The sequence below is a fragment of the Alteromonas sp. OM2203 genome (assembly GCF_048517045.1).
Classification (GTDB): Bacteria; Pseudomonadota; Gammaproteobacteria; order Enterobacterales; family Alteromonadaceae; genus Alteromonas; species Alteromonas gracilis.
On sequence record NZ_CP183209.1, the window covers coordinates 4,412,915 to 4,439,605 of the forward strand.

General features: G+C 45.2%; 26 protein-coding genes. 10 read left to right on the forward strand and 16 right to left on the reverse strand.

All coding sequences use genetic code 11. The features are described 5' to 3' along the window. Positions 1 to 52: 52 nt before the first annotated feature. From ACM0P2_RS19330 to yrfG, 3 genes are all read right to left on the reverse strand, one after another. The gene (locus ACM0P2_RS19330) at positions 53 to 1,441 is read right to left on the reverse strand and encodes an NAD-dependent succinate-semialdehyde dehydrogenase (RefSeq protein ID WP_105932485.1); all 1,389 of its coding nucleotides are present in this window, start codon (positions 1,439 to 1,441) and stop codon (positions 53 to 55) included. 391 nt (positions 1,442 to 1,832) lie between these two features. Then, positions 1,833 to 2,378 carry an inosine/xanthosine triphosphatase gene (gene yjjX, locus ACM0P2_RS19335; RefSeq protein ID WP_419227036.1) on the reverse strand — a complete coding sequence of 182 codons (546 nt, stop codon included), beginning with the start codon at positions 2,376 to 2,378 and terminating at the stop codon, positions 1,833 to 1,835. Between the two features lie 13 nt (positions 2,379 to 2,391). Then, the gene (gene yrfG, locus ACM0P2_RS19340) at positions 2,392 to 3,105 is read right to left on the reverse strand and encodes a GMP/IMP nucleotidase (RefSeq protein ID WP_105932483.1); all 714 of its coding nucleotides are present in this window, start codon (positions 3,103 to 3,105) and stop codon (positions 2,392 to 2,394) included. A 71-nt stretch (positions 3,106 to 3,176) separates the two neighbouring features. Here yrfG and nudE point away from each other — a divergent pair, with 71 nt between their 5' ends. The 3 genes from nudE (at position 3,177) to ACM0P2_RS19355 (ending at position 5,300) form a co-directional block, all read left to right on the forward strand. After that, positions 3,177 to 3,740: an ADP compounds hydrolase NudE gene (gene nudE / locus ACM0P2_RS19345; protein ID WP_105932482.1), complete on the forward strand. Its 564-nt coding sequence runs from the start codon at positions 3,177 to 3,179 to the stop codon at positions 3,738 to 3,740. Positions 3,741 to 3,743: 3 nt separating this feature from the next. Then, positions 3,744 to 4,589: a 3'(2'),5'-bisphosphate nucleotidase CysQ gene (gene cysQ / locus ACM0P2_RS19350; RefSeq protein WP_159118622.1), complete on the forward strand. Its 846-nt coding sequence runs from the start codon at positions 3,744 to 3,746 to the stop codon at positions 4,587 to 4,589. A gap of 126 nt (positions 4,590 to 4,715) precedes the next feature. After that, positions 4,716 to 5,300 carry a YceI family protein gene (locus ACM0P2_RS19355; protein WP_159118623.1) on the forward strand — a complete coding sequence of 195 codons (585 nt, stop codon included), beginning with the start codon at positions 4,716 to 4,718 and terminating at the stop codon, positions 5,298 to 5,300. A gap of 139 nt (positions 5,301 to 5,439) precedes the next feature. On the opposite strand, the gene mdoH is transcribed toward ACM0P2_RS19355, so the two are convergent. Both mdoH and ACM0P2_RS19365 read right to left on the reverse strand, forming a co-directional pair. Beyond that, positions 5,440 to 7,431 carry a glucans biosynthesis glucosyltransferase MdoH gene (mdoH, locus tag ACM0P2_RS19360; protein ID WP_173359239.1) on the reverse strand — a complete coding sequence of 664 codons (1,992 nt, stop codon included), beginning with the start codon at positions 7,429 to 7,431 and terminating at the stop codon, positions 5,440 to 5,442. Next, positions 7,412 to 9,043, reverse strand: coding sequence for a glucan biosynthesis protein (locus tag ACM0P2_RS19365; protein ID WP_173359240.1), 1,632 nt, complete (start codon positions 9,041 to 9,043; stop codon positions 7,412 to 7,414). Before ACM0P2_RS19365 ends, mdoH begins: the two co-directional genes overlap by 20 nt. A gap of 755 nt (positions 9,044 to 9,798) precedes the next feature. On the opposite strand from ACM0P2_RS19365, the gene ACM0P2_RS19370 reads away from it, so the two are divergent. Continuing rightward, on the forward strand, positions 9,799 to 10,353 hold the full coding sequence (locus ACM0P2_RS19370) for an outer membrane beta-barrel protein (RefSeq protein ID WP_120962413.1): 555 nt from the start codon (positions 9,799 to 9,801) through the stop codon (positions 10,351 to 10,353). A gap of 51 nt (positions 10,354 to 10,404) precedes the next feature. Here ACM0P2_RS19370 and ACM0P2_RS19375 read toward each other — a convergent pair whose 3' ends face one another. From ACM0P2_RS19375 to ACM0P2_RS19390, 4 genes are read right to left on the reverse strand one after another with little or no spacing between them, the layout of a single operon-like run. Continuing rightward, the gene (locus ACM0P2_RS19375) at positions 10,405 to 10,638 is read right to left on the reverse strand and encodes a YheU family protein (protein ID WP_105932476.1); all 234 of its coding nucleotides are present in this window, start codon (positions 10,636 to 10,638) and stop codon (positions 10,405 to 10,407) included. A gap of 55 nt (positions 10,639 to 10,693) precedes the next feature. Beyond that, entirely contained in the window at positions 10,694 to 11,728 is a 1,035-nt protein-coding gene (locus ACM0P2_RS19380) for a hydrolase (protein ID WP_173359241.1), read from the reverse strand. Between the two features lie 17 nt (positions 11,729 to 11,745). Next, a complete protein-coding gene (locus ACM0P2_RS19385; protein WP_159118628.1) occupies positions 11,746 to 12,249 on the reverse strand; it encodes a TIGR02444 family protein in 504 nt (167 codons plus the stop codon). Continuing rightward, complete coding sequence (locus ACM0P2_RS19390; RefSeq protein WP_159118629.1) at positions 12,236 to 14,209, reverse strand: ATP-binding cassette domain-containing protein; 1,974 nt, start codon at positions 14,207 to 14,209, stop codon at positions 12,236 to 12,238. Before ACM0P2_RS19390 ends, ACM0P2_RS19385 begins: the two co-directional genes overlap by 14 nt. A 118-nt stretch (positions 14,210 to 14,327) precedes the next feature. Here ACM0P2_RS19390 and ACM0P2_RS19395 point away from each other — a divergent pair, with 118 nt between their 5' ends. Next, complete coding sequence (locus tag ACM0P2_RS19395; RefSeq protein ID WP_105932473.1) at positions 14,328 to 14,534, forward strand: YheV family putative zinc ribbon protein; 207 nt, start codon at positions 14,328 to 14,330, stop codon at positions 14,532 to 14,534. A gap of 178 nt (positions 14,535 to 14,712) precedes the next feature. Beyond that, positions 14,713 to 15,813, forward strand: coding sequence for a DUF748 domain-containing protein (locus tag ACM0P2_RS19400; protein WP_419227037.1), 1,101 nt, complete (start codon positions 14,713 to 14,715; stop codon positions 15,811 to 15,813). Between the two features lie 64 nt (positions 15,814 to 15,877). Here ACM0P2_RS19400 and ACM0P2_RS19405 read toward each other — a convergent pair whose 3' ends face one another. The 3 genes from ACM0P2_RS19405 to ACM0P2_RS19415 all read right to left on the reverse strand — a co-directional run bounded on the left by ACM0P2_RS19405 (position 15,878) and on the right by ACM0P2_RS19415 (position 17,394). Further along, entirely contained in the window at positions 15,878 to 16,036 is a 159-nt protein-coding gene (locus tag ACM0P2_RS19405) for a hypothetical protein (protein WP_173359242.1), read from the reverse strand. 167 nt (positions 16,037 to 16,203) lie between these two features. Next, positions 16,204 to 16,452 (reverse strand): SlyX family protein, encoded by a 249-nt coding sequence (locus tag ACM0P2_RS19410; protein WP_159118631.1) that lies wholly within the window; start codon positions 16,450 to 16,452, stop codon positions 16,204 to 16,206. A 9-nt stretch (positions 16,453 to 16,461) separates the two neighbouring features. Next, positions 16,462 to 17,394, reverse strand: coding sequence for a WD40 repeat domain-containing protein (locus tag ACM0P2_RS19415; protein ID WP_419227720.1), 933 nt, complete (start codon positions 17,392 to 17,394; stop codon positions 16,462 to 16,464). 197 nt (positions 17,395 to 17,591) lie between these two features. Between ACM0P2_RS19415 and fkpA the strand changes: the two genes are divergently transcribed. Continuing rightward, positions 17,592 to 18,377: an FKBP-type peptidyl-prolyl cis-trans isomerase gene (fkpA, locus tag ACM0P2_RS19420; RefSeq protein WP_419227038.1), complete on the forward strand. Its 786-nt coding sequence runs from the start codon at positions 17,592 to 17,594 to the stop codon at positions 18,375 to 18,377. Between the two features lie 264 nt (positions 18,378 to 18,641). Here fkpA and ACM0P2_RS19425 read toward each other — a convergent pair whose 3' ends face one another. After that, complete coding sequence (locus ACM0P2_RS19425; protein ID WP_183043327.1) at positions 18,642 to 18,911, reverse strand: hypothetical protein; 270 nt, start codon at positions 18,909 to 18,911, stop codon at positions 18,642 to 18,644. Between the two features lie 174 nt (positions 18,912 to 19,085). Here ACM0P2_RS19425 and greB point away from each other — a divergent pair, with 174 nt between their 5' ends. The 3 genes from greB to ACM0P2_RS19440 all read left to right on the forward strand — a co-directional run bounded on the left by greB (position 19,086) and on the right by ACM0P2_RS19440 (position 24,372). After that, a complete protein-coding gene (greB, locus tag ACM0P2_RS19430; protein ID WP_105932470.1) occupies positions 19,086 to 19,571 on the forward strand; it encodes a transcription elongation factor GreB in 486 nt (161 codons plus the stop codon). Positions 19,572 to 19,748: 177 nt separating this feature from the next. Then, on the forward strand, positions 19,749 to 22,118 hold the full coding sequence (locus ACM0P2_RS19435) for a Tex family protein (protein ID WP_159118632.1): 2,370 nt from the start codon (positions 19,749 to 19,751) through the stop codon (positions 22,116 to 22,118). A gap of 475 nt (positions 22,119 to 22,593) precedes the next feature. Then, on the forward strand, positions 22,594 to 24,372 hold the full coding sequence (locus ACM0P2_RS19440; RefSeq protein ID WP_419227039.1) for a C1 family peptidase: 1,779 nt from the start codon (positions 22,594 to 22,596) through the stop codon (positions 24,370 to 24,372). Positions 24,373 to 24,397: 25 nt separating this feature from the next. Here ACM0P2_RS19440 and ACM0P2_RS19445 read toward each other — a convergent pair whose 3' ends face one another. The 3 genes from ACM0P2_RS19445 to bioH form a co-directional block, all read right to left on the reverse strand. Beyond that, complete coding sequence (locus ACM0P2_RS19445; protein WP_419227040.1) at positions 24,398 to 25,336, reverse strand: putative metalloprotease CJM1_0395 family protein; 939 nt, start codon at positions 25,334 to 25,336, stop codon at positions 24,398 to 24,400. 14 nt (positions 25,337 to 25,350) lie between these two features. Further along, positions 25,351 to 25,662: a hypothetical protein gene (locus tag ACM0P2_RS19450; protein WP_419227041.1), complete on the reverse strand. Its 312-nt coding sequence runs from the start codon at positions 25,660 to 25,662 to the stop codon at positions 25,351 to 25,353. 177 nt (positions 25,663 to 25,839) lie between these two features. Beyond that, positions 25,840 to 26,649 (reverse strand): pimeloyl-ACP methyl ester esterase BioH, encoded by an 810-nt coding sequence (gene bioH / locus ACM0P2_RS19455; RefSeq protein WP_159118636.1) that lies wholly within the window; start codon positions 26,647 to 26,649, stop codon positions 25,840 to 25,842. Positions 26,650 to 26,691 lie beyond the last annotated feature (42 nt).

Below are 26,691 nucleotides of genomic sequence, written 5' to 3' on the forward strand. Positions count from 1 at the left end.
CAAAAAAGGCGGGCAATTGCCCGCCTTTTAACGCTAAGTAGCTTGCTGGTGATTAGTCTGCAGTATTTTCCGCTACCATAATGGTTTTGATGTTAACGAATTCTCGCATGCCATAACCACCGTGTTCACGACCATAGCCGCTATCTTTGACTCCACCAAACGGTAGATTAGGCTGTGCTAACGAATAACCGTTAATATTTACCATACCTGTATCAAACTCATCTTTCGCAAGCGCAATGGCTTTATCAGTGTCGGTACTGAAAATACCGCCGCCCAATCCATAGCGCGAATCATTCGCTACTTCCATCGCCTGCTTGTCATCTCGAGCTCTAATCAAAGACGCTACTGGGCCAAATAGTTCATCATCATAAGCAGGCATACCAGGCGATACATCTTCAAGAATAGTTACAGGATAAAAATAACCGTTTGAATCTGGTACTTCTCCACCTAGGGTCAGTGTAGCACCGGCTTCCAGTGATTTTTTTACCTGTTCATGTAATTCGTCACGTAGGTCTTCGCGCGCCATTGGGCCTAAATCTGTGTTTTCGTCAGTAGGGTCACCCACTTTCAACTTCTTACACTGCGCAACAAATTTATCTCTAAATTCATCATACACGCTATCAACTACAACAAAACGCTTGGCTGCTACGCAAGTTTCGCCATTATTTATTACTCGACCTTGAATACACATTTCTACCGCGTTATCGATATCCGCATCTTCAAGTACGACAAAGGCGTCGTTGCTGCCAAGTTCCATTACCGTTTTTTTCGATAAGCTTGCTGCTTCTTTCGCTACTTGTTTACCTACTTCATCACTACCAGTAAAGGTTACGCCGCGAACATGCTTATGTTTAATCAAATCGCTTGCCGTACTGCCATCTATTAACAGCGACTGGTATACATTTTTCGGGAATCCTGCATCTTCATACATTTGTTGGATAGCCTGCGCCATACCGAATACGTTTTTAGCGTGCTTAAGTACAGTCGTGTTGCCTGCCATAATATTTGAAACGCTATAACGAATAACTTGATAAAGCGGGAAGTTCCAAGGCTGAATACCTAGAATCACGCCGATTGGCTGATAAGTGATAATGGCGCGACCACCCTCAAAAATACGATGTTCATCTTCTAAAATAGATGCACCGTGCTCGGCAGTGTAGCGACATATTTCCGCACACAGCTGCACTTCTTGCTTACCTTGAGCCGTTACTTTACCCATTTCCCTTGTCATTAGGCTGGCTAAATCATCAATTCGCTCTTCCATTAAGTCAGCAAGGTTGTTTAACAAGTCTGCACGGGTTTCAAATGATGTACGACGCCAGTTCAAATACGCTTCTTGCGAACGCGTTACGGCTTGCTCTGCGTCTTCAGCTGACATCAAATGATAATGATCGATTTTTTCACCTGTAGCAGGGTTGTAGGTATTAATTGTCTCACTCATTGTCACTCTCCTTAATCCTTTTGGAATGAGAGTGGTGCAACTAGAAAGCCAAGGTGACAATTGAATTATTTTCAAATTAATTCAATACCTTGCAGAGATAAAAACAAACTGATGGTAAAAAAATAACACCGTAGATCAGAAAAGATTACTTAACGCGGTAAAGATTTCAGAGCGACGCAGTAGACAATATTAGTATCAATACATGCGGTAACACGCCGCGATTACGAACACGTTAAGTCTCGCTGGGTGGGTGATTATCTAGGCGTACTGGTACAACAAGGTAAGTTAGTCAAATATTTCGATCAAGGCTCACAATAAATCGCTATCCTTTGTGAGCGCTCAGTACTTAGCTATAAGATGGCAATTGCATAACAAAGTTATGATGCAGCGACTAATCGGTGTAGAGATCGGGAAAGTGAAATTTAGCCATGGCCAACGTTAATGCGACTTCATACACACTTTGGCGTGTGGCGTGATTCAACGTAAGCAGACCGATTGCACCACCTTTTTGCTTAACATTCGTCATATCAAACAGTTTGTCCATTACCGACCCTAGTTCTTCGCCTCGCTGAAGCGCCTGATAAACGCTAACCGGAAGGGGCAAACTGGCACTTCTTGTTACTGACCAATGACCCTCATGGTATATAGCGACATAAGCGAATGTTGCAGGGCCATCTTCAAAAACATCCACTCCCCCTTCGATAGCCACATACCAGGCATCGGTCAACCCACCTTGGTGATGAGCTAGCATAGCTTTAACCCGATTTATCGCCCCCAAACGGGTTTCGTCCTCACTCATTGGCTGGTCTGGCACGCCACTTGGAACTGCCATACCTTGCGCATCGAAATCATGTTCTAGGGTGTCAGATAGGGTATTTAATGCAGCATTAATCTTAACAGGGTTTATTGAGCCAACATAAATTGTATCGGAGACCATTTACTTTCTTCCTTTAAAAACGTTTTTTTGCAGCATTACTCACTGGATTTGCTTCGATATCTTCAAGCATCAAACGATAATCGCGCACCGCAGGGAACTCACTAATGTTTCTATTTGGCAGGGTGCTGTCAGGATTATCAACGGCCAATAAATGTTTAATTCCGTAGGTTTTTGCCGCATTCAATATCGGCAGTGAATCATCAACAAATAACGTTCTGTTGGCATCAAACTTCACCCGCTTTTGTAAACGTTCCCATAACAGCTGAGACTCTTTGGTAACCCCAAACTCATGGGTAGAAATCAGATTATCAATGTGGGCGTCAAGCTGAGTATGCTCTATCTTGAGAGCCAAACTATTGGGATGGGCATTAGTTACCAGCACGACTTCTCTACCAGATGCATGCAGAGCATCTAGAAAAGGGATGGTATCTTCTCGAAGTGCAAGTAAATGAGCGAGCTCCCGTTTCAACGGCATAAATTCATTTTCTAAGTCTAAAGCCAGTGACTCAGCCCAATAATCTAAGCAATACCACTGTATTTGACCAAACACTGCTTCATAACGCTCTGACATTTCCTGTTGGCTTTGTGCTTCTGAAATGCCTCGCAACTCCGCTAAACGCTTAGGTAAATGGTGCAGCCAGAACTGATTATCATAATGGAGGTCCAACAGAGTTCCATCCATATCGAGTAGTACAGTATCTATTTCATTCCAGGGCAGAAAGGGCAAGCGATTTTCCTTATAATGAAGTAAGCTAATAAATTGTATACAAGTATGATAACAAAGTTGTAGCGAGAGACATGCCGAAAATTGATCCGAACAAACCGTTACCACAAATTCATTCTCGTGAAATCGTTGCCCAGAGTAAACTCTTTAGGGTAGAGCGCCTAGACTTAGAGTTTTCCAATGGTGCCACCCGTGAGTTTGAGCGCATGGCTGGGGGTAACAGAGGCGCGGTGATGATTGTGCCAATGCTAGATGAAAACACCATGGTGTTAATTCGTGAATATGCCGCTGGAACGCACTCGTATCAACTTGGTTTTCCGAAAGGTTTAATTGACCCAGGCGAAACCGCCATTGAAGCAGCTAATCGCGAGCTTCAAGAAGAAGCAGGCTTTGCTGCCAACGACCTTATTGAGCTTCATAAAGTGAGTATGGCACCAACCTTCTTTAATGCCAACATGACCATCGTACTAGCCCGCGACTTGTATCCTAAGCAACTAGAAGGTGATGAGCCTGAACCTCTCGAGGTGATTCATTGGCCTTTAGATGAAGCAGATGCTTTACTTGCTAGAGAAGACTTTATAGAAGCACGCTGCATAGCTGCGCTGTTTTTAGCTCAAAAGTGGTTTAAGGAACAATAAACTATGCCCGATGACGCCCATGCCGACCTACTAGAACTTGCAAAAAAAATTGCCGTTGAAGCTGGCGAAGCCGTATTAGAAGTGTACGACAAAGGTGAGTTTGACGCTTACCAGAAAGAAGACGAATCCCCTGTCACCAGCGCAGACTACCTGGCAAACGATATCATTAACAAGCGCCTAAAAGCCGCTACACCTGATATCCCCATTCTTTCTGAAGAAAATAAACACGCAAGTTTAGAAGAGCGAAAGCATTGGCCGCGATATTGGCTCATAGACCCGATCGACGGCACTCAAGAGTTTATTGCACGAAGCGGCGACTTTGCCGTAAATATTGCCTTGATCGAAAATAACGAACCAACCATTGGCGTTATATTTTGGCCTCCCGGACAATCACTGTATTACGCTCAAAAAGGCCAGGGCGCATTTAAATCATCGCCAGATGGTGATCACCCGATCAAAGTGCGTAAGTTAGACGACCCTAAAAATAGCGTTGTTATGATCGCTATCAGTCGTCGTCAGTCGCGAGAAAAAGTACTAAGTAGAATGTGCGCAAAACGGGTATATCAAACCCTCCCTCTTGGAAGTTGTTCGCTGAAAGCGTGCTTTATCGCAGAAGGTAAAGCAGACGTGTTTATGCGTATTGGCATCACTGGCGAATGGGACACGGGGGCATCTCAGTGTATTGTTTCTGAAGCAGGCGGCAGTATTGCAGCTGCAAATTTTGAACCTCTCACCTATAACCAACGTCATTCGCTAGAGAACCCAGATTTTGTGGTAATGGGCGATCAACGAGTGCCATGGCAAGATGTTGTCCAGTATAATGATTTTGTAAACCCGCATCGGCATTAGCGCGTATCAAACTGATAGCGCAGCGTGCTAACCAACGTATAATAGCGTGGTAATGTTGCTGGGCCTCATTACTCTGGTCGTGGTTAAATCAAGCCAGATGGAACCCAATAGTAGAAGGAGTAACCTATGATTATTACACGTATTCGCACGTTATCGGCAGCATTGCTGACTTGTGGGCTAGCGTTCCCTGCTGCAGCCGATTGGTCAATTGACGGCGAAACCAGTGTGCTACATTTTTTATCAACGAAAAACGCCCAAGTTACAGAAATTCATAAATTTGATAGCTTCGAGGGATCGTTGTCTGATAGCGGTAAACTCAGCGTCGCTGTGGATTTGTCGTCGGTTAATACGGCAATTGATATTCGTAACGAGCGGATGCAGGAGATGCTGTTTAACGTAACGAAATTTGCACAAGCGACCTTTGAAGCAAGCTTACCTGAATCGATGATGAATCTTCAGACAGGTGATGTAGTTAATGGAAAAGTGAACGGTATACTAACGCTACATGGTAAAGCGGTACCTACTTCATTTTCTGTGCAAGCCAGTAAGGTCAGTGACGATATGTTATCAGTATCAACCACAGCACCTACGCTTATCAAAGCTGAATCTTTCGGTCTTGCTGATGGCGTAGCTGCACTTCAAAAAATTGCTGGCCTTAAAAGCATCACAACAACGGTTCCTGTGACATTTTCAGTAACATTTGAACAGTAACAGGTTGGCAAATTGGGGGAAGAAACCCAGCTTTTGCCTGCACTACTTTCAGTTAAGGTTGTTGTTCCCTGATACCAGTCCGCATAGATAAAAAACCGCACATTGAGTGCGGTTTTTTTATGCTCGTATTACTCAATACTTAGTGGGCGCTATTTGGCAATCTGTAACGCATAGGTAAAGGCTTTTCACCAAGCGCCTGCACCGGCATACTTTGCCATACATTATCTGGCAGTGTGGGCACCTCTGCTTTATGCTGTGTAATTGCAAAATAGTGCATCGCTACGCGTAGACGCTTGAGGGCTTTGCACTCGTAAACCTCTTGATCGATAACGAATACTCCCCACTTCCGCATAATTACGCCTAGCTTGTCACTGCTTGTTAAACGAATAACAGGCGCGGCCAATACCATGCCTACTAACACAGGTAGCAGCCACATAAACAGCGAGGGCGTAAAGTAGAATGTGGTGACTCCCCACGCTACTGCTAGACAACTCATGATTTGCGTATGTTTAATTGCAACGCTCCAAGGTACCTTACGTCCTTCACGCTCTTGCGCTTCCCACTTAACGGAATGACCAACAAAAACACTGATCACAAAATAGCTGTGGTAGAACATCATAAGGGGAGCAATAAGCACAGCCATGGCCAGTTCAACAACGGCGCCTTTGATCAATGACCACGCTCCGCCAAACTCGCTGCGACGCTTAATTAACGCTAATGCAATACCCAGCACTTTCGGTAAAAACAGAAGCGCTGCGGTTCCCCACATCGTCACCATCATCATGTCTTGACGAGCCACTTGCCAACTTGGGAAAAGTTGATACTCAGAGACGAAAAACTCCGGTACTGACGTTGCACGTATTAACGCATCGGCCGTGCCCAACGCCAACATGCAAAATAAAATGAGTGAAGAAATATAAGCGAAAGCACCAAATAAAAAGTGCAGACGGTTCGCCATTTTAAGGCCTTTCACATTAAGCAGCCCCAAATGCTGTATATTGCCCTGCACCCAGCGACGGTCGCGAATGGCGTAATCAACAATATTGCTTGGTACTTCTTCGTAGCTGCCTGTTGTATCGGTAAGCAAGTAGGCCTGCCACCCAGCACGGCGCAATAAAGCGGCTTCTACAAAGTCATGACTTAATATTTCGCCACCAAATGGGGCTCGCCCTTCAAGTGTAGGAAGCCCGCAATGCTGCATAAAAGGCGCAATACGAATGATGGCATTGTGCCCCCAATAGTTGGCGCTATCGGTCTGCCAGAATGACAATCCAGTGGCAAGCATTGGGCTATATAAATGGGCCGCAAACTGTACAAAGCGACCAAAAAATGTGTTCTGGCGCACCGGCATTGGAATAGTTTGCACTAGCGCGGTATCTGGATTTTTTTCTATACGACGAGCAAGATCTTGCATCCGCTCTCCGGTCATAACGCTGTCCGCGTCAAGCACAATCATTGACTCGTAATTAGCCCCCCAGCGTTCGCAAAACTCTTTTAGATTGCCCACTTTTCTATGAAGATTTTGCTCGCGGCGACGGTAAAAAACCTGATTTGAGAACGCACCTAAGCGTTTCTTTAGACGGGTAAAAGCGCGCAGTTCAGCATCGGCCTTTTCCATATCACGGGTATCACTTAGCATGTAAAAATCAAACTGAGCGCTATTTTTGCTTTCCATCAGCTCGCGAATACAGGCCTCGAACCCCACCATAATACGACGGGTATCTTCATTATACACCGGCATTACGATAGCGTGTTTCTGCGTCAGTGGCATATCAGCACTAGGCTGCGCTTGTTTTTTCCGTAAGCTAAGCGGGTCGATATTAAAAAGTTGTAGAAAGAAACCGATTATACCGGTCCAAAAAGCCATACATAGCCATGCAAACAGGGTAAGCCCTAATCCTAACTGCGCAATTTCTAAATTAGTCAGCCCATTAGGTAAAAATATTTCGTACAAACTCCAACCGGCCAGCGCCGTACTTGGAATAACCAGCATTGCCATGATGAACAAACGCATATGCTCTCCTTTTAAGATGAAATGTGATTGACGCACCGCGCCGTCACTTTTAACCTGAGGTACGGCTTTAGCCTCGTTAGATGATGTGTTCACGGGGTTATTTTGGTTGATAGACATAGTTCCAAACCTCGCTTACACGTTTACCGTCGTGCTCAATATATGCACGCATATCAACGGTTTGCTTCTCTTTAGGTTTTACGAAAAACGTGGCACGCCATTCTTGACCATCAGCAACAGGATAAAGACGCTGCTTTGAAATTGTGCCGTTAGTGCCCTGCACAATAAGCTTCATTGACTTGTCATCAAAAGACACTGAAGAAGGAGCGCTGAAGTCTACACTGAACTGTCTAGTAGTATTTAAACTGTCGTTTTTGAACTCGTCGCCGGGTAGCACAGCTTTGCCCTGACGGGTACGTACTACAGACGCGAGTTTACTTACAAATGGATTCTGCTCTACGGTCTTCAATTCATAAGCGAAGTAGAGGGACTCTCCTGACTTAAACGGCTTTTCGGGGGTCCAAAAGGCGACGATATTATCGTGAATCTCAGACTTAGTGGGAATTTCTACCACTTCTAACCGGCCTTTCTCAAAACCAGCTTCAGGTGTTACCCAAAGGCCTGGACGTAGATGATAATTGGCTTCGGCATCTAGATAATTATCCCATTCATCATCGCGTTGAAGCATGCCAAACCCCTTAGGATTTGCATCGCTCAAAGAGGTAACCTGCAAGCGGGCTGGGTTAGTAAGCGGTCGCCAAATTTCTTCATCTGCGTGAGTGACCATAAGCACACCATCGCTATCGTGTACTTCGGGGCGATAGTCATCATGACGCTTTTCAGTGTTCTCGCCATACAAGAACATACTGGTAAACGGTGCAATACCAAGCTTACTCACATCATCTCTAGCAAATAGCCAGCTTTCCACTTTTACACTAGTGTCAATATCTGGCTGAATGACAAATTTATACGCGCCAGCTACTGAGGGGCTTTCAAGACGTGCATAAATTGTTATCGGCTTACCTTCGCTAGGCTCAATTATCCAAAACTCGGTGAAATGAGGGAATTCTTCGCCTTTCGCCAACGCCGTATCAATAGCCAAGCCTCGAGCTGAAATGCCATAAACCTGATTTTTCCCCACAAGGCGAAAGTATGACGCACCTAGAAATACCGCGAATTCATCTTTGTACCCTTCGCTCTTAATTGGATAATGAACGCGAAATCCCGCAAAACCAGACTTTTCGTCGGTCAATCCAGCCAAGTTCGATGCAGAACCATCGTAGTTAAACATCTCACTATTAAACGCAAGTCGCTCTGGTTTGTTATCCCCACCAATAGTGTGAATAGTGACTGGGTATTCATATAAAAAGCCAGGGTGAAAAAACTGCAGTTCATAGTCGTTCTCGCCGTGCCATAAACTCTGTTCTGGCTTAAAGCGGATCGACCGATAGGTGGTGTAATCTATCTCTTTTAACTTACTGTTTAATCCATGATCATCCTGCTCATAGCTTTGCGTTGCCGAATCGCGCGCAGCATCGATAATTGACTGTAAAACCGGTGACGTTTTTTGAGGCTGATTGCTGTCGTTAACCTCGATTGCCATGACTTGCTGAAAATTAACGAGTGCGATAACACTGGTCATCGCTAAAAGAATGCGTGATAGCACGTGTTTACGTGAATGCTTTGCACTCTTTTGTGAAACGTGGTCGAAAAATAAAACTGGCTTAGCCATTTGTCCTCTCCTTTTGAAAACAATAGTCATCCAAGTGATGGTGAACATAAGTGTGGTTCGTCGCTTCCCAGCGGATAAGTGCACAAAACCAACGTGGTTACTTCTGCTCAAACTCGAAAAGGTGCTCTACTACTTTCCTTCCACCCTCGTGATTACCTGCTTTTTAATCACGAATTCCCACGAATTCCATGCCGAAATGGCAAAGGTGAAAATTGGATAACTCGTAGGCATATCAGCAAAAGGCGTTCCAACACGATAGTGTGAGCGCCAGGAGTGATTTTTTGCTTTTACTTACAACAATTTGCGAAAAAACTTATTTTAAACCTGGCCCTATTACCAGTGTGTAAGAACGTCCGATGACCTAGACAAAAGGATAACTGTTGTTTTTTAGAGACAGTTAGTCATGCCAAAATGTTTAGAGAATGCACAATCTCTTAGCTTCCTTACATAAATCAATGGGGTACCCCTTTAAACCACAGGGTGTTTTTTATTTTTTAATCAATTACTTATGAGAAATTCACACAAAAAATTCTGAGCAACATGCTGCTGTTGGCAAAGCCTTTGCAAAGTTTCTAGTGAACGTCATCTTGATGATCAAATCTGATGCGAGTTCTTTATGGAAAGAATAACGATGTCACAAAAGGAAATTTGTTTTTTGTGTTCATCAATCCGGCAGTTCGCAACGTCCGGTTTAGGGCGTGCTAAACACGCTTTTTAATATTAAGCGGGCTGCTGAACATTTAAGGAGTTATCACATGCGCAAAGCAATCACACTTATCACGGCAGCACTGACTGCAGCTACACTTCCTCTTTCAGCTATGGCAGACAAACCAGACTGGCGTTATGTGGAAGGTGGTTACACTAAGATGGACTTTGATGACAACGAGTCATTCGAGCCAGATGGTTTGACCGTTAACGGTAAGTACCTTTTAAACAGCAACTGGTACCTTAACGGTGAATACAGCTTCTTTGAAGAGGGTAACTTCGACTTCGATATGTTAACCCTTGGCGCCGGCTATCGTTTACCTGTAAATGCCACTACCGACGCGTATTTCGGCGCAAACTTAGAGCGCATTGACGGTGATGTAAACGACGAAACAGGCTACAGCATTAACGCAGGTCTTCGCTCAATGATTACAGAGCAAGTAGAGCTAGCGGGTGAAGTGGGTTACTACGATGTTGACGACGGCGAAGCTACATTCAGAGTAGGCGCTAACTACTATATCACCCCTCAATGGGCAGTCGGTGCGAATTACCGCATTATTGATGATTTGGATATTATGCAGGTCACTGCACGATACGCGTTTTAAGCCTCCCTCTCCTCAGGAAGGTTGCCGGGTTGCTCGACCCGGCTTTTTTGTTTATTCAGTCTCGTCACTCGGCTGAATATCTTCTTTTCTTTTTATGTCCACGCTTTCATGAAGTTCTGAGTAAACTAGCACGGCTTCACCTGACTTAAGTCTCTCTAAGACTTGTTGGACTTTAACGTCTAAAGACACTTCTTCTTCGCCATAGTCGGTTCCTTCGCGCAGTACAAAAGATTCGGCCAAGCTGTAAAGCGTATCGGCTTCTAGCGCGTCGATGGGAACTATCATTAAAACTCCTCGTTAAGAACGTAGATTGCAATTTTTACGACAAAAACATCGCGATTTAGCGGCTTACATAACTACAGGTGGAATTAACGGGCAACGCTTCGCTGACAAAGCGTTTCACACGCTCATGCAGCCACACTTTCGGGTTCAGTATAGAGCCTTGCATAAACCCTACATGTCCACCACGCTCGCTCAGCTCTACCGTTACATTGCGGGCAAGCTCTTCTTCTTTGGGCACAATAAGATGGTTCATAAACGGATCATCAATGCTGTGCAGTACTAACGTGGGACAGTGAATTGCACTTAAGAAATGATAAGCGCTACACTTTTCATAATAATCTTGGGCGTCAGCAAAACCGTGAAGGGGTGCCGTGATTTTTTCATCAAACTGGGTAAAGCTGGTAATATTATTTACATCGCTTTTCGTTAGCTGAATGAGTTTGCGATAGTCGATGTACTCCATCTTTTTGCGCAGTGTGTCTTTCATACTGGTAAGCAGATACTTCTGATATACCCTTGAAAAGCCTTGGTTAATAGACTTTGCACACTCGGAAAGCTTGAGCGGAGAAGATATAGCAACAGCGGCCTTTAGCCATTTTTGAGCTGGATGCTCACCGAGTAACTTCAGCAACATGTTTCCGCCAAGAGAAAAACCAATAGCCACTTTTGGGATTCGTGGGAATTTCTCGTGCAGCCACTCTAAGAAAAAGCTCGGGTCTTCCGTTTCACCACTGTGATACGCTCTTGCTTTAAGATTCGGTACGCCGCTGCAGCCACGATAGTGCATCATCACCACCTGCCACCCATTGACTGATAGCTGAGCCATCATATCGTTAGCGTAATGCGACCTTATACTGCCTTCGAGACCGTGAAACATAACAACGATCCCCGAGGTTTCTTGTGGCTTAGGCCCCCAAGCAACATCGACAAAATCATCGTCAGGTAGTGTTAATCGCTCCATGTGGTAAGACAAAGGTAAACGCTTTTGAATGAAGCGCGGCCAAATCGTCTGCACATGGCGGTTCTTGGCCCATCCAGGCACCTTAAAGCTACTTTTTACAATCTTTCCATGTGAAAGCGCTGATTTACTCATTCTATTTTCTTATTCTTTTACGATAATTCTTTAATCACTAGGCTGACAAGACGACGGGCTTCAGCATTATCGCGAAGACCATATGCATTGATAAACGCGGCCACAGACGCATTAAATACCGACCCTGTCGTCAACTGAGCTTGCCCTAGATGAACCACTGATTGTTCATTAAAAGCAGCTACGATATCGCGCTGCTGCTCGCGCTCAAGCTCAAGCTCTTCAGCTTTCAGCGCAGCGTAAACGGCCGGGCCTGCCCCCTTGTCAGGGTGAGCCGCTTTACGTTTGGCTCTATGAACCTTAAGTTTTTCTTCAACGGAACTTGAGGCCTCTATTACCGCCTTAAGTTGAGGCAGGTTTATAATGAAGTTGTTCTCAAGACACCAGCCTACTAGCAGTAATACGTTTACATTAACGTTGTGATTATCTTGCAGTAATATTGCAAGTGGCGCCATATTTCCCTTGGTGTAGCGGGACACACTGTAGTCCCAAAACACACCAGGTTCGAGATTAAGCGATTGCATTGTCATACTCTTCTCGCTTTAGCTCAATTTGTTCTTGGGCATCTAACCAGGCCATCTCTTCCTCTTCAAGCTGCTGCTTGAGTTGAGTTTGCTTGTCGAGCAAGGCTAAAAGCTCTGCTTTTTTATCATCGCTGTAAAGGGATGTATCGCTTAAAGACTGTTCGACTTCCGCAAGTGCTGCACTGTATTTTTCCATCGCCTTCTCGTGTTTCTCAATGGCTTTTTTAAGCGGCGCGACACTTTGCCTAAACTCGGCTTCCCGACGTTTTTCTTCCTTACGGTCTACTTTACGTTCCGGCTTATTTTGCACGCCGTTTTCTTGCTGCGCTGCTTTTTTATCATCGCTGTTTGCAATTTTCGCTTCGCTGTTAGCTTTAGCTTTTTCTGCTGCTTGCTGCTTTAAAATCCAATCTCGATAATCATCTAAATCACCTGTAAAGGGCTCTACTTCGCCGCTATCTACCAAGTAGAAATCTTCACACACCGATGAAAGCAAGAAGCGGTCATGCGATACCAGTACCATGGCACCCTCAAAACCTTGAAGGGCGATATTAAGCGCATGGCGCATTTCTAGGTCTAAATGGTTTGTAGGCTCATCCAGCAACAGCAAGTTTGGCTTTTGATAAACAATTAATGCCAGCACAAGACGCGCTTTTTCACCGCCCGACATGGGTGCTACAGGGGCTAACGCTTCATCACCGTTAAATCCAAAACCGCCCAAATAGTCGCGTAATTGTTGCTCTGTTGCTTTTTCATCAATACGCTGCAAATGCAAAAGCGGCGTGGCATTCGCATCCAATGTTTCTAATTGGTGCTGTGCAAAGTAGCCAATTTTTAGACCCTTAGCAGTATTGAAAATACCTTGCTTAGGCGAGTGTACACCAGCAAGTAGTTTAATAAGCGTCGATTTACCTTGTCCATTGCGCCCTAGAAGCCCAATCCGGCTGCCTGGCACCAAGTTTAATTTCACCTGCTGCAGTACGATATGATCATCATACCCCAGCTGGATCTTTTCCATTTGCACGAGCGGGTTGGGCAACGCAGTAGGTGGGGCAAAAGAGAAGCTAAAGGGGCTAGCCATATGCGCAGGCAATAAAGTTTCCATTTTTTCCAACTGCTTAATACGACTTTGCGCCTGCTTTGCTTTACTCGCCTTCGCTTTAAATCGCGTAATAAACGAATTCAAGTGTGCTACTTTTTGCTGCTGCTTTTCATACTCTAGATTCTGCAAGCGAATACGCTCTGCACGCTGGGTCTCATAGGCTGAGTAGTTACCCGTATAAGTAATCAATTTTTGCTGCTCTACACTAATAATTTGAGCAACGGTGTTATCAATGAAAGCTTTGTCGTGAGATATCAACAGGAGAGTGCCAGCATAGCGTTGTAACCACTTCTCTAACCATATAACGGCGTCTAAATCTAAGTGGTTTGTTGGTTCATCCAGCAGCAGAAGGTCTGACGGGCAAAGTAGTGCCTGCGCCAGATTTAAGCGCATTCTCCACCCGCCGGAAAAGTCTGTTACAGGCGCACTCAACTGGGTATTGGTAAATCCTAGGCCTGACAAGATCGTCGCCGCTCGGGATTCAACATCGTACGCGCCAGCTTGCTCTAATTGACCGTGTATTTGGCCAATTTGAACGCCATCACCGCTTTTTTCAGCGGCCTCTAGGTTAGCCTGTAATGAACGTAAATGTTTGTCGCCATCAACAACATAGTCTATCGCAGTTCTGTTAGTAGCCGGTGTTTCCTGTGCCACACTCACAATACGCCAGTCACTCGGCACGCTGCAATCACCCGCATCTACGCTTAACTCATTGCGTAATAGCGCAAAAAGGGTGGATTTCCCGCAACCATTACTGCCAATTAGCGCCACTTTATGGCCCGGAAAAACCTGCGCAGACGCGTCTTCTAGCAGCATTTTACGACCGCGCAGTAACGATACGTTAGAAAGCTTAATCATGAGTAACCTGTGATGGAACAAACAAGGGCGCGTATAATATCAAAAACTTAAGGTAAAAGCTGATCAACGCATAGTATTTCACGGTATAATAACGACGAAATTTCTTAAAGGTGTATGTATGTCAAATCGTGTAAAACGCCGCTTTGTTGCTGGAGCAACCTGCCCAAAATGCCAAGAGCAAGACACTATTTCACTTTATTATGAAAATAATGTTGAAAAGTTAGAGTGCGTAGCGTGTGGCTACAACGAAGCCCAAACCGACGAGAAAGTGAGTGCTGCAACTCGCTCAAACGAAAATGTGATAGGTGTCTTTAAACCTCACTAGCGTTCTTACCTGTTATTCGGTAAATCTTACCTCTTAAACCTTCTTGCGTGCGCTATCAACGCGCCGCACTAGCGTTATTATTTACTTGATAGCACGCCAATAGGGCTTTTGCTACTTCTCATTCACCATCGGCACTTTGGGTATACTTTTTGTATCCACAGGTCACAAGGAGTGAATTATGAAGCAGGTAAAAAAACGTATTGGATATAGTTTAGCGGGGTTATTACTGGCACTTATCGCCGTTCGTTTATATCTACCTTACGCCGCAGCCAATTATATCAACACGACGCTAAGTCAGTCAGACAAGTACGACGGGCGTGTTGGTGATGTTGACCTTATGCTGTGGCGCGGTGCTTACAGTTTAGAATATGTGTTGCTTTATAAAGCAAACGGCGAAGTTGAAAGGCCCTTATTTAAAGCAGACTATGTGGAATTTACACTTTCTTGGTCACAGCTTATGAAAGGAGCAGCAGTCGGCCGGGTCGTCGTCAATGGGCCCGAGATCAATTTTGTAGATGGCAACACCAGTGAATCCAGTCAATCAGGAAAAGATGAAAATTGGCTATCTATCGCCGACCAACTTTTCCCACTACGAATAGACAAGCTGGCTATTAATGACGGGAAAATTGCTTTTTATAATCCTGATACGTCGCCTGTGATTGATATCGCCCTTCACGATATTCAGCTTGAAATTAATAACTTGGTAAACAGCGATAATCTATCCGATACACGAGTTGCTACCGCTAAAGCTACCGGTCAAACCGCCGAACAGGGCACTATTTCACTTGATGCTAAACTTAACCCGGACACCAAAGCCCCTACTTTTGATATCGATATACAAGCAGATAACGTGGGCTTAGTTAATTTTAAAAACCTTCTCGATACGTATGCACCCTTCGATTTAGAAGCAGGTACTCTTACCCTTGCGGCAGAAGTTGCTTCCAACGAGGGTAAGGTTAAAGGCTATATCAAACCTATATTACACAACGTGGAAGTGTTTTCTTGGAAAGGCGATATTGAGCGTGATGGCGACGGTTTAATTGAAGGCAGTATCGAAGCCCTATCAGCGTTTGTCACCGAGCTTTTTGAAAATCAAAGTGAAGATCAGGTCGCTACCCGTATTCCTATCGAAGGGGATTTATCTAGCCCAGACACAGAGACCTGGGAAGCGTTTACTGCCATCTTGAAAAACGCATTTGTAAAAGCGTTTCAGGGAAATGTGGAAGAAAGTATAGAGCTTGAGCGATTAGAAGAGGTAGACAACACCGCTGAGGGGTAGCAAAAGCGGTGTTCTCGCGACACCCAGTCCTAAGGGAATAGGCTGGATGATGTAAATCAAACAGTCATATGGTGCAGCTATCACCACAATCATTTGCACCATCGCGCATGCTTTCAATCTCTTGGCTTTCTTGTTTCTCTTTTTCAGCCTGCTTTTCGGCTACTGACTGTTCTAATGAATCAAAGTCGATGCTGTCAAATGCATCCATATCAAAATCGCTCATAACTAACTCTTTAAATTTTCTGAAAACAACTCCTTAAGCGGAGCCTTGTAAATGATGGACGCAGTGTATTGCATAATAGTAAATAGCCAAAATGAAGAGTTAGCCTAAGTCATAACGAGATAGACTAGCCCCTGCGTCTTTAATGCATTGAATACATTACCCCTTTATCAATAGTGCGGAGGCGGTGTTTCTTCCGACTGTTTGGCAATATTAGAAGGTTCTATGGATCTAATACGGTCAATCAAGTGACGTACTTTAAAGGCTAATTCATCTAGCTGCTTTTGTTGCGAGGACAATGCATCGTTTAACGCTTCTATTGTATGCTCTTGAAACGCAAGTTTGGTTTGCAGCTCTTCAATGTACCCATTGGCACTGTCAATTTGCTGCTGTAACTGTTCAGCACTTTTGTCTGTCATGAATATTCTCTATCTCTCTCGCTGCCATTCTTCGGCGAGACCACTACTGCTAATAGACACTATATTATCATTGGGGAGGAAGGCGACGCCATACACAACTGCGGTAGGTGGCGAAATAGACTCTCTAGAGGCAACTTGGATTGACTGAATTTGCTCTCCACTTTTCAAATCCCACAAATAGACTTTTCTCGCGGGAGAGCCAGTAAGTAAGTAACGACCGTCTTTTGAAAATTCAACGTCTGTAAATATTTTTTGCCGAGAAGCAAATTTAAGGGCCGTCACTGGCTGCCCTGTTTGTACGTCCCATACTTGGGATTTACTTTGACTGTCTGCGGTAAACGCGTACCGCCCTTCATCATCTAGCGCTACTTTAGTGACGCGGGTTGGGTGAGTAAACGTATGAATTATCTGGCCCGTGTCGGTACTCCATAAGTATGCAATATAGTCATTGCCGCCAGTAAGGGCGTACTTTCCATTAGGAGAAATATCAATTGAATTGACTTTTTCTTGATGCCCAAAGAACTCTAGGCGTCGGGAAGTGCGAGGTTCGAAATACATAACCTTACCATTTGAACGGGCTACTAATATCCCGTTGCCATTGTTAGTCACAGCAACATCTCGAATAGACGCTTCATCGATACGCCAGAAGCCTTCTGGTTCTCCAGTCTCTAAGCTCCATAGGGCAAATGCCTCTCTATCGGCAGTAACTACATAGCGTTTATCTGCACTGATGTGAACCGACATAACTAAATTGTTGCCTTCACCCTGATGGCTCCAATGAAACAAGGGTTCGCTTTGTCCTATTCGCCATACATTTATTCCATTATTTACGCCAGATACCACGGCCAAGGTGCCATCCGTTGAAATATCGGCAGCATAAGCACCTTCTTCTACATGACGCCACTGCTGTATTGGCGTAGTATCAGGGACAGAACATCCCATGGAATTGCCAATAAGTAAGATGAGTAACACTATTCTCTGGAACATTTGAGGCCTAAACATAATCAAATGGGTTTCGCTTTGTAAACGCTAGGTTTAACATAGCATGGATCACGCATCTTTAACTATCGTGCACACTGCCTTAGATGCAGCAGTATAGACATAGACGCATGATGATAATAATTAATGGAGACGTTTTTATGCAGAAGTCGCTCGTTGCCTTATCTACTATCGCTGCGCTAGGCCTTTTCGCTTGCCAGCCAAATACATCTGATGAGGCCGCTTCTACTAGCGCTGATAGTGCAAAAACCACTGCTGTTGCAGCAGAAGAAATGACAGATACACAAAAGCAAGCTTATGCAATGGGCGCAAGCATGGGTTTATTTGTTAGCAACCGTGCGGAGCAGCAAGAACAGCTAGGTTTAACTTTAGACCAAGATGCGCTGCAACTAGGCTTTAAAGACGGCCTTAACGACACCCTTAAGTTTACGCCAGAGCAAATTCAGCAAATCGCTCAACAAGGCGAAGAAGTACTTCGAGCTAAGCAGCAAGAAATGGCTGCGCAAGCCGCTGAGAAAAACATTGAAGCAGGCCTAGCTTACCTAGAAGAAAACGGTAAGAAGGAAGGCGTAGTGACTACAGAGTCTGGTCTTCAGTACGAAGTACTTGAAGAAGGCGAAGGCGCAAGCCCAGAAGCGACAGACATGGTAAAAGTTCACTACCGTGGTACTTTGCTCGACGGTACAGAGTTCGACTCTTCATACAAGCGTGGCGAACCTGCTGAATTCCCACTTAACCGTGTTATAGCTGGTTGGACCGAAGGCGTGCAGTTGATGAAAGAAGGCGCGAAATATCGCTTCCACATTCCATCTGAACTTGCCTACGGTCAGCGCTCTACTGGCGCTATCACTCCTAACTCAACGCTAATCTTTGATGTTGAGCTATTAGAAGTAGTTAAACCTGAAGCAGAAGCACCAGCGGAATAAGCAACCGCTTTAGAAAAGAGAAAGCCGACGCATAGCGTCGGCTTTTTTGTTTTAGTGAGTCAGCGTGATCCTTGCTTACCTTTTCCCTACGAGCCAGTGGATTTTCACCACGCGCGTACCCAAATAATAAAGTGGGTTATTCAATATGCTTGGTGCCTCGAATTACACTATTAAGTTTAGTCTAAAATGCCATTTATTCACGGCCAAACTGCAATTTTCTTGTAACAAATTCGACTTAAAAATCACAGCTTACAACTAAAGGTTTTAACGCTGAGGAGCACGCCGCCTTTCGGTGTGCACTTTAAATGTGGCAAAGTGGTTTAACAAAGACTGCCCCACTTTATACATAGTACAGCCCAGAATTAGGTATAACACGGTTCTCAAGCTGTTTAAGCGAACAACAATATCAAGTAACGCATACAGCAATAACAGCGCGCCGCTTAAAAACAGCATAAAACCAATGATAGTACCGCTAATTTGAAGAGGTTCTTTTCCCGACCTTCGGCGGTACAACACAGGTGTCTCATTGCGCATTCGCTTCCCCTACAGGTTTGACATTTATTTATACTGTGACATTCGTTAAAAGGTTTATGTTCAATAATTATTCAAACTACCCATTTTGTCACTTTTTCCGACAGCCAAAGATTGCGTTTTACCGCATTACCCACATAAAGTAGGGGTAACTAGCAGGGATACGTAAAGAACATTGTGAAAACACCGCTTATCACTCGAAAGGGCTACTTAAAGCTTAAACAAGAATTAGACTTCTTGTGGCGTGAAGAAAGGCCAGAAATTACTCGCAAAGTGACGTGGGCTGCAAGCCTCGGGGACAGAAGCGAGAATGCCGATTACCAGTACAACAAAAAAAAACTGCGTGAAATTGACCGCCGTGTTCGCTACCTTCGCAAATGCTTGGAAAACCTTAAAGTTGTGGACTACGATCCGCAGCAAGAAGGGAAAGTTTTCTTTGGTGCGTGGGTTGAAATTGAGAATGAGGCAGGAAAAGTAATGGAGCTTCGGTTAGTCGGTTATGATGAAATATTTGGCCGCAAGGACTACATTTCTATCGATTCTCCTATGGCCCGCGCGCTTCTTGGAAAAGAAGAAGACGATGAGTTTACTGTTAAAACAGAAGCGGGAGTAAAAGAATGGTGGATCAATCGAATTTGGTACGATGCAACAGACAAACTCTAACCAATGACAAACGCCACTTGTTTACCCTTTAAACCCCAATGATCAGACGACTTCCCATACACGGCGGTGATATACTCACCGCTCCTATTTTCACTACCGACGCTGTGTATATAAGCCTTTCACACACCGTTTATTCGCCAGCGCCTTGCGCGAATTTTTAGTATCTTAGAGCGACTTATGATTATCAATAAAATTGCAGATGAACTTAGCGTTCAACCTTCGCAAGTAACCGCCGCCGTAAAGCTTCTTGATGAAGGGGCTACCGTACCGTTTATTGCTCGCTATAGAAAAGAAGTGACTCAAGGTCTTGATGACACGCAGCTACGTACTCTCGAACAACGCTTAACCTACTTACGTGAGTTGGAAGAGCGCCGCGACGTCATTCTCAAATCGATTGAAGAACAAGGCAAGCTTACCGATGTGCTGAAAAAAAGTATTGGCAGTGCAGACAGTAAAACGACGCTTGAAGATTTGTACTTACCTTACAAGCCTCGTCGACGCACAAAAGGTCAAATAGCGATAGAAGCCGGCCTAGAGCCTCTTGCAGATACGTTATTTAACGACCCAAACACTGATGCTGAAAGTGCAGCAAGTGAATACGTAAATGCTGACGGTGGTATCGCAGATACAAAAGCAGCACTGGAGGGCGCTCGCTACATCCTCATGGAACGGTTTGCAGAAGACGCCTCACTCCTTGCAAAAGTACGTCATTATCTTATCGAAAACGCACATGTGAAAAGTACGGTTGCACCAGGTAAAGAACAGGAAGCTGCGAAATATAAAGACTACTTCGAGCACAGTGAGAAATATAAAACGGTACCTTCTCACCGCGCTCTTGCCATGTTCAGGGGCCGTAATGAAGGTATGCTTCACATTCAGTTGGATGCCGACCCCCAGTCAGAAGAAAAAGGCCCGTCGCACTGCGAACATATTATTGCGAGCCACTACGATATTATGCACCGCGGTCGTGGTGCAGACGACTTCCTCGCTCAGGTAGTACAGTGGACGTGGAAAATAAAGATTGGTTTACATATGGAAACAGAACTATTCAGCGCACTTAGAGAGCGCGCTGAAGAAGAAGCTATTGAAGTGTTTGCCAAAAACCTGAACGACCTGCTAATGGCAGCGCCTGCAGGTGCAAAAACCACTATGGGTCTCGATCCGGGTTTGAGAACCGGCGTTAAAGTGGCTGTGGTAGACAGCACAGGTAAGGTAGTCGCAACCAATACCATATTCCCACACGCGCCACAAAATCAGTGGGATAAGTCTATTCGCACGCTTACCACACTGTGTAAGCAGTACAAAGTCGATTTAATCAGCATTGGCAACGGTACAGGCTCTCGCGAAACCGACAAACTGGTTGGCGAAATGCTTAAAAACAACAGCGAGTTGACCGCACAGAAAATTATGGTTAGCGAAGCGGGCGCATCGGTATATTCTGCTTCTGAGCTTGCTTCAAAAGAATTGCCTGACCTAGACGTGTCAATTCGTGGGGCGGTTTCAATTGCGCGACGCCTGCAAGACCCGCTTGCAGAGCTGGTTAAGATTGAGCCTAAAGCCATCGGTGTGGGTCAATATCAGCACGATGTTAGCCAAAGTCAGTTGGGCAAATCCCTTGACCGTGTTATCGAAGACTGTGTGAACGCGGTGGGTGTTGATTTAAATACCGCATCGCCGGCACTGTTAAGCTATGTGTCAGGCCTCAACAAGACATTAGCCCACAATATTGTTAATTTCAGAGATACCAACGGTGCGTTCCCAGACCGCAAAGCACTATTGAAAGTAGAGCGCTTGGGTCCAAAAGCTTTTGAGCAAGCGGCAGGCTTCCTTCGCATTGTAAACGGCTCAAACCCACTTGACGCATCTGCGGTTCACCCGGAAGCTTACCCAGTGGTAGATAGAATTGTAGATACTACCGCTGTTGCGGTAAACGACATCATTGGCAACACAGAGTTACTGAAAAGTCTGTCGCCAGAAACCTTTACCAACGATGCATTCGGTTTACCCACCGTTAAAGACATTCTAAAAGAGCTGGATAAACCAGGGCGTGATCCTCGCCCAGAGTTTAAAACTGCCGCGTTTAAAGAAGGCGTTGAAACCATAAACGACCTCAAGCCAGGTATGATCTTAGAAGGTGTGGTCAGCAATGTGGCTAACTTTGGTGCATTTGTTGACGTGGGCGTGCATCAAGATGGACTCGTGCATATTTCCGCACTGACTAACAAGTTTATCTCAGACCCTCGCGAGGTGGTTAAAGCGGGCGATATCGTTAAAGTAAAGGTGCTTGAAGTAGATGTACCGCGCAAGCGTATATCCTTCACTATGCGTTTAGACGATACGCCATCGCAAGGCCACAATGCTGGCGGAAAATCAGGTTCAGGTAAAGGGGCTAATAACCAAGGTGCAGGCAAAGCGCAGCACAAAGCGTCTAGCCGTTCCAACGCCAATCCACGTTCAAATCAAGGTGGCGGCAACCGCAATAGCCAGCCGCAAAACAGCGCCATGGGTAATGCTTTTGCCGATGCGTTTGCTAAAGCGAAAAAATAAACGTTAGCTGTTTATCGATTGCTTATCCTATCTTATAAAGGGCCTGTCAATTAGACAGGCCCTTTTTTTCGCACTTCCATTTGACTGCTCGTTTTTGCTACATTATACCAATCCGCATAGATAAGTGCCCACTCAGAAGGCGCTGGCAAGTTTTTTAGCGAAGCGTGGGAATACAGGAATGGCTGTTCCCTTTCAAATTCCCAGAATAAAGAGTGTCAAATTAGAAACCGAAACAGTGAAAAGGTATTGGTCATACCGAAACGAAAGTTTGTTTGTTGTTCTTGTTTAGCGAGTCAGTTGATGTTTATGAAATTTCGTAACGTTTAACGAACGTAATGTCGCTCTTTTGACCCCAATCTTTTTCAAGGTAGCACTTTCGGACGACTATAGTGAACTGGAGCCATTGACCTTTGGTGTACGAATTTTTATCTAATCGTGCAACAAGGTTCATCAGCCCTAATCAAAGGATGATGTTATGAATTTACCTGTTTCAAAAGACATGCTGAATGTCAGCGCCGACTACCCCGACCTTCGGGACCGTTATTATCAACCAAACCTCACTCCACTTAAGCCTTTTATCGACCCACCTGGTAACCTGGTCATTTTGGACCAAGGTAAAGATGGTGCCTGTACGGGCTTTGCGTTGGCGGCAACCATTAACTTCATTTATCGTCAGCAGGGCCGAAAACAGACTGTCAGTCCGTGGATGCTTTATGCTATGGCCAAGCGTCACGATGAATGGTTGGACGAAGCCTACGAGGGTTCGAGTTGCCGCGGAGCAATTAAAGGCTGGTACAACAGTGGGGTATGTAATTACTCACTAACACAAGATATAGAGCACAGCAACGAATTCGAAATGACCCTTGCCATTGCTAATAACGCTAGCAATCACAGACTAGGGGCCTACTACCGTATTGAACGGGAAATTAGTGATTTTCATGCAGCCCTTAACGAAGTGGGCGTTATCTTTGTGTCTGCCAGAATTCATGAAGGCTGGAAAGACAGTGAAGGGGACAAAATAAACTTAAGACCAGAACCCATAGGGGGCCATGCGTTCGCCATTGTCGGCTATAACGACGAAGGCTTTTGGATCCAAAACTCGTGGGGTACGGATTGGAAAAAATCAGGGCTGGCCCTCTGGCGCTACGATGACTGGGCATTAAATGTTATGGATGCCTGGGTTGTCCAGCTTGCGCTGCCTATCTCAGGTACCGGTACCTACCATCAAGCGACACGCTCTATTGCACAAGGGCTATTCACCCGTTCGACGCCGCGCGTGAGTATTCAAGATCACTTTGTTCATTTCGACGACGGGCACTTCGATACAAGAAGCAAATATTGGAGCAACAAAAACCACGTAGATACTATTATTGAGAAACTATCTGACAGTAACCATCGCCATGTGATGCTATATGCTCACGGGGGCTTAAATAGCATAAAAGCCTCAGCTAAGCGCATCGCCGCTATGAAAGATACGTTTCTCAAAAACGATGTTTTCCCTATTCACTTCATGTATGACACTGGCATGCTAGAAGAGTTAAAGGATATTTTAGGTTTCAAAAATAAAGAGATTAGCAATAAAGTAGGCGCCTTCACCGACTATACTGACAGAATTCTGGAATGGGCAACACGTAAAGTAGGCGGCGCATTGTGGCGTGAAATGAAATCGGATGCGTGCACGCCTTTTACCCGTACCACGTCAGATGGTACATACTTTCTTACGCAGTTAGCCGCCTATTTAAGAGATAACCCGGATATTCAGCTGCACGTTGTGGGTCATTCAGCTGGCTCTATCTTTCATGCGCACAGCCTATCAAGGCTGTTTAAAATTGACGAAAATATAAAAGTTAAAAGCCTTCATTTACTGGCACCCGCCATTAGCACTCCCTTATTTAGTGAAAGGCTCTCTGCTCTTATAGAGGGAAAAAGTATTGAGTCGACCACAATTTACAATTTATCTGAAGCGTTGGAAAAGGATGATCATGTGGCGCGCATTTACCAAAAATCGCTGCTTTATTTAGTCTCAAATGCATTTGAATCTAAACCGGAGATGCCGCTGTTAGGTATGGCCATATTTAATCAGCCGATTGATAACGTGACATTTAAATATAGCGAAGGGAAAGAAGGCGATGCTACGGCTGCAACATCTCATGGCGGGTTCGACAGCGATGTAGACACCATGAACTCGGTGCTTTCAGACATTACTGGCGATTCACCCAAGTACCCCTTTACGAAGGCGATACTTGACTATTAAACCCAGCTAAAAACATTACAAGCCTTTACGCTTGAAGCGATAAGCCTTCTCTTGATGGCGTATAGGCTTGTAAATAAGCGCTTTGAATTCGGCCAATTCGCGCCTGCATAAAATCAGATTCGTTGGCCCCAAGCCCCTGTGAAGTTGTAGTGTCTGAGAACCTAGACTGGGCCTCTAGCACCGCGTCACCAACGGTACCTGGGCTCGCTTCTGGCTGTGCGATCGTTCCATTGCCCGAAACGTTATTAGCACTCTCAGTAGAAACACCTTCTACTGAAATCTGCTCGGTAGAAAAACCTTCAGCCTGACCTTTTGCAATTTCGCTTCGAGCTTCGGTGGCCTTCTGAGAGGCTTCAGCAGCTACCTTTAAATCTTGTGAGGATGGTTCCGCTGGCGCGAGCGCGGCTGCGCGCACTTGTTCCATTTTTTTCAGCGTTTCTTCAGGTGTTTTTTCTTCTGAAACATCGATGGATACCTGACCATCGGTGACGTAACGCCTATTATCAGGGCCCGTAGTGTACTCATACTGAGGTGCACCAGCGTATTGACCGCCTGTTGCCGCATGCGCTTGCTCGTGAACTCTTACTTCCTGATCCCGGGCTTTTAACTGTTCAATCTCAGCGGCGTCTTGTTTTTCTTGCTGCTCTTGTTGCTTATCTTGCGCGTCCTGTTTGCCTGCACTCTCATCCTGCGCGTTGTCTTTTTCTTGACCAAACACGTTTTGAAAAGCAGCTTGAAGCTCAGTTTGTACCTGAGGACGTTCATAAGTAACTGGTGCTGGCGGCTGCCCAGGGGCTTTTGCCTTATCGGCTTCAGACCCTAAGCCTTTCTGAGAGGCACCCTGTTGTGAATCTGAGGTTTGGGGAATAGTTTCCCGCTGCACGTTATCTCTGCGCGCAGATTCTGTATTTATATTTGCAGTAGGGTATGCAATGGTGTTTAGAATTGGTGTGACGATGTTCACTGCGACTTCTCCGTCTACGCCAGCACGTCAATAATAGTGCCGAGCATCTCGTCGGCAACACCGAGCACTTTGGCGGAAGCCTGTGCATTGCGCTCGCTTACATTTAGCGCAATTAAATCGTCAGTTAAACGTGAGGTGGAAGATGTTGAATTAGGTGTCGCGTTATTTATGTCAGTGTTAGCTGCGATAGGTTGAGCGGGCGCAACCGCATCCTCAGCGGTACGCTGAGCAATATTCGATGCCGCTTGCGAAATGCCATCGCTTGCACTTTGTAAACCATATTGGGCGGCTGCAAACGCAGAGCCTACACCATCAATACCTGTCATACACTACCTCTAACCTCTCATGTGCAATTATTGACCAATTTTGCATAAATGAAAAGTCGTGTATTACTGCCCGGCAGTAACTACTTGTAAGCAGTCGATTTTTAATGACGGGAGATGCTGCTAAAAAGCTTCAAACCAAAGGTAAACATTGGATTGAAGCTTTATTTAAAGAAAAGGTTAAGACGCTTTTCGCTGATAAACACCGGCGGCGAAACGAAAAAGAATGTCGGCAGTTTGCTGAGGGTGGGAAATAAACGGAGCATGCGACGCATGAGGCAAAACAACCGTATCAGCCTGTGGGTGTAGCTCGCAAATTCTATCGATACCACTAGTTGGTACAAGGCTATCTAATCGGCCATACAGTCGTAAAGTTGGTGTGGTTATCCGCCCGACTTCTTGACGCATGTCTTCAGTCGACAATATACGTAAGCCTTTCTTGAGCGCTTCTTCAGCAGGGTCTGGGTATTGGGTAACCTGCTCTCTAATTGCTTTAATATCTTGCTTGGCCGTTTCACTCCCCATGGCTTGAATTGCTAAAAAACGCTCCAGTGTCTTTTGGTAATTCTTTTCAAGCTGGGACTCGAACATAGTAAGTAAATCGGCAGCTATACCCGGCCAACAAGGCCCCGCAATAAAACGAGGTGTTGAAGCAATGGTCACCAGCCCAGTAAGTTTTTCTGGGACCAAAAGCGCTAATTTCTGTGCTACCAAACCGCCTAACGACCACCCAACTAATACACATTGGTCGGGCAATGAATCAACAATAAATTGAGCAAGGGTTTCAACGTTATAAGGTGAAGGAATAGTCTCAGCGTTTTCTCCAAACCCGGGAAGATCAATGGTAGTGACGCGAAAATTATCGCTAAGGTAAGGAATGAAAGATGTGAACGCCCCGCTGTTCATCCCCCATCCATGAAGAAATACCACATCTACGCCTGTACCTTGAGTACGGGTGACAAGCTCGCCGTTTGTATGCAACATTTCCATTTACACCTCCTTAGGCAGTGACGTGTTTTTGAGGCAACACGA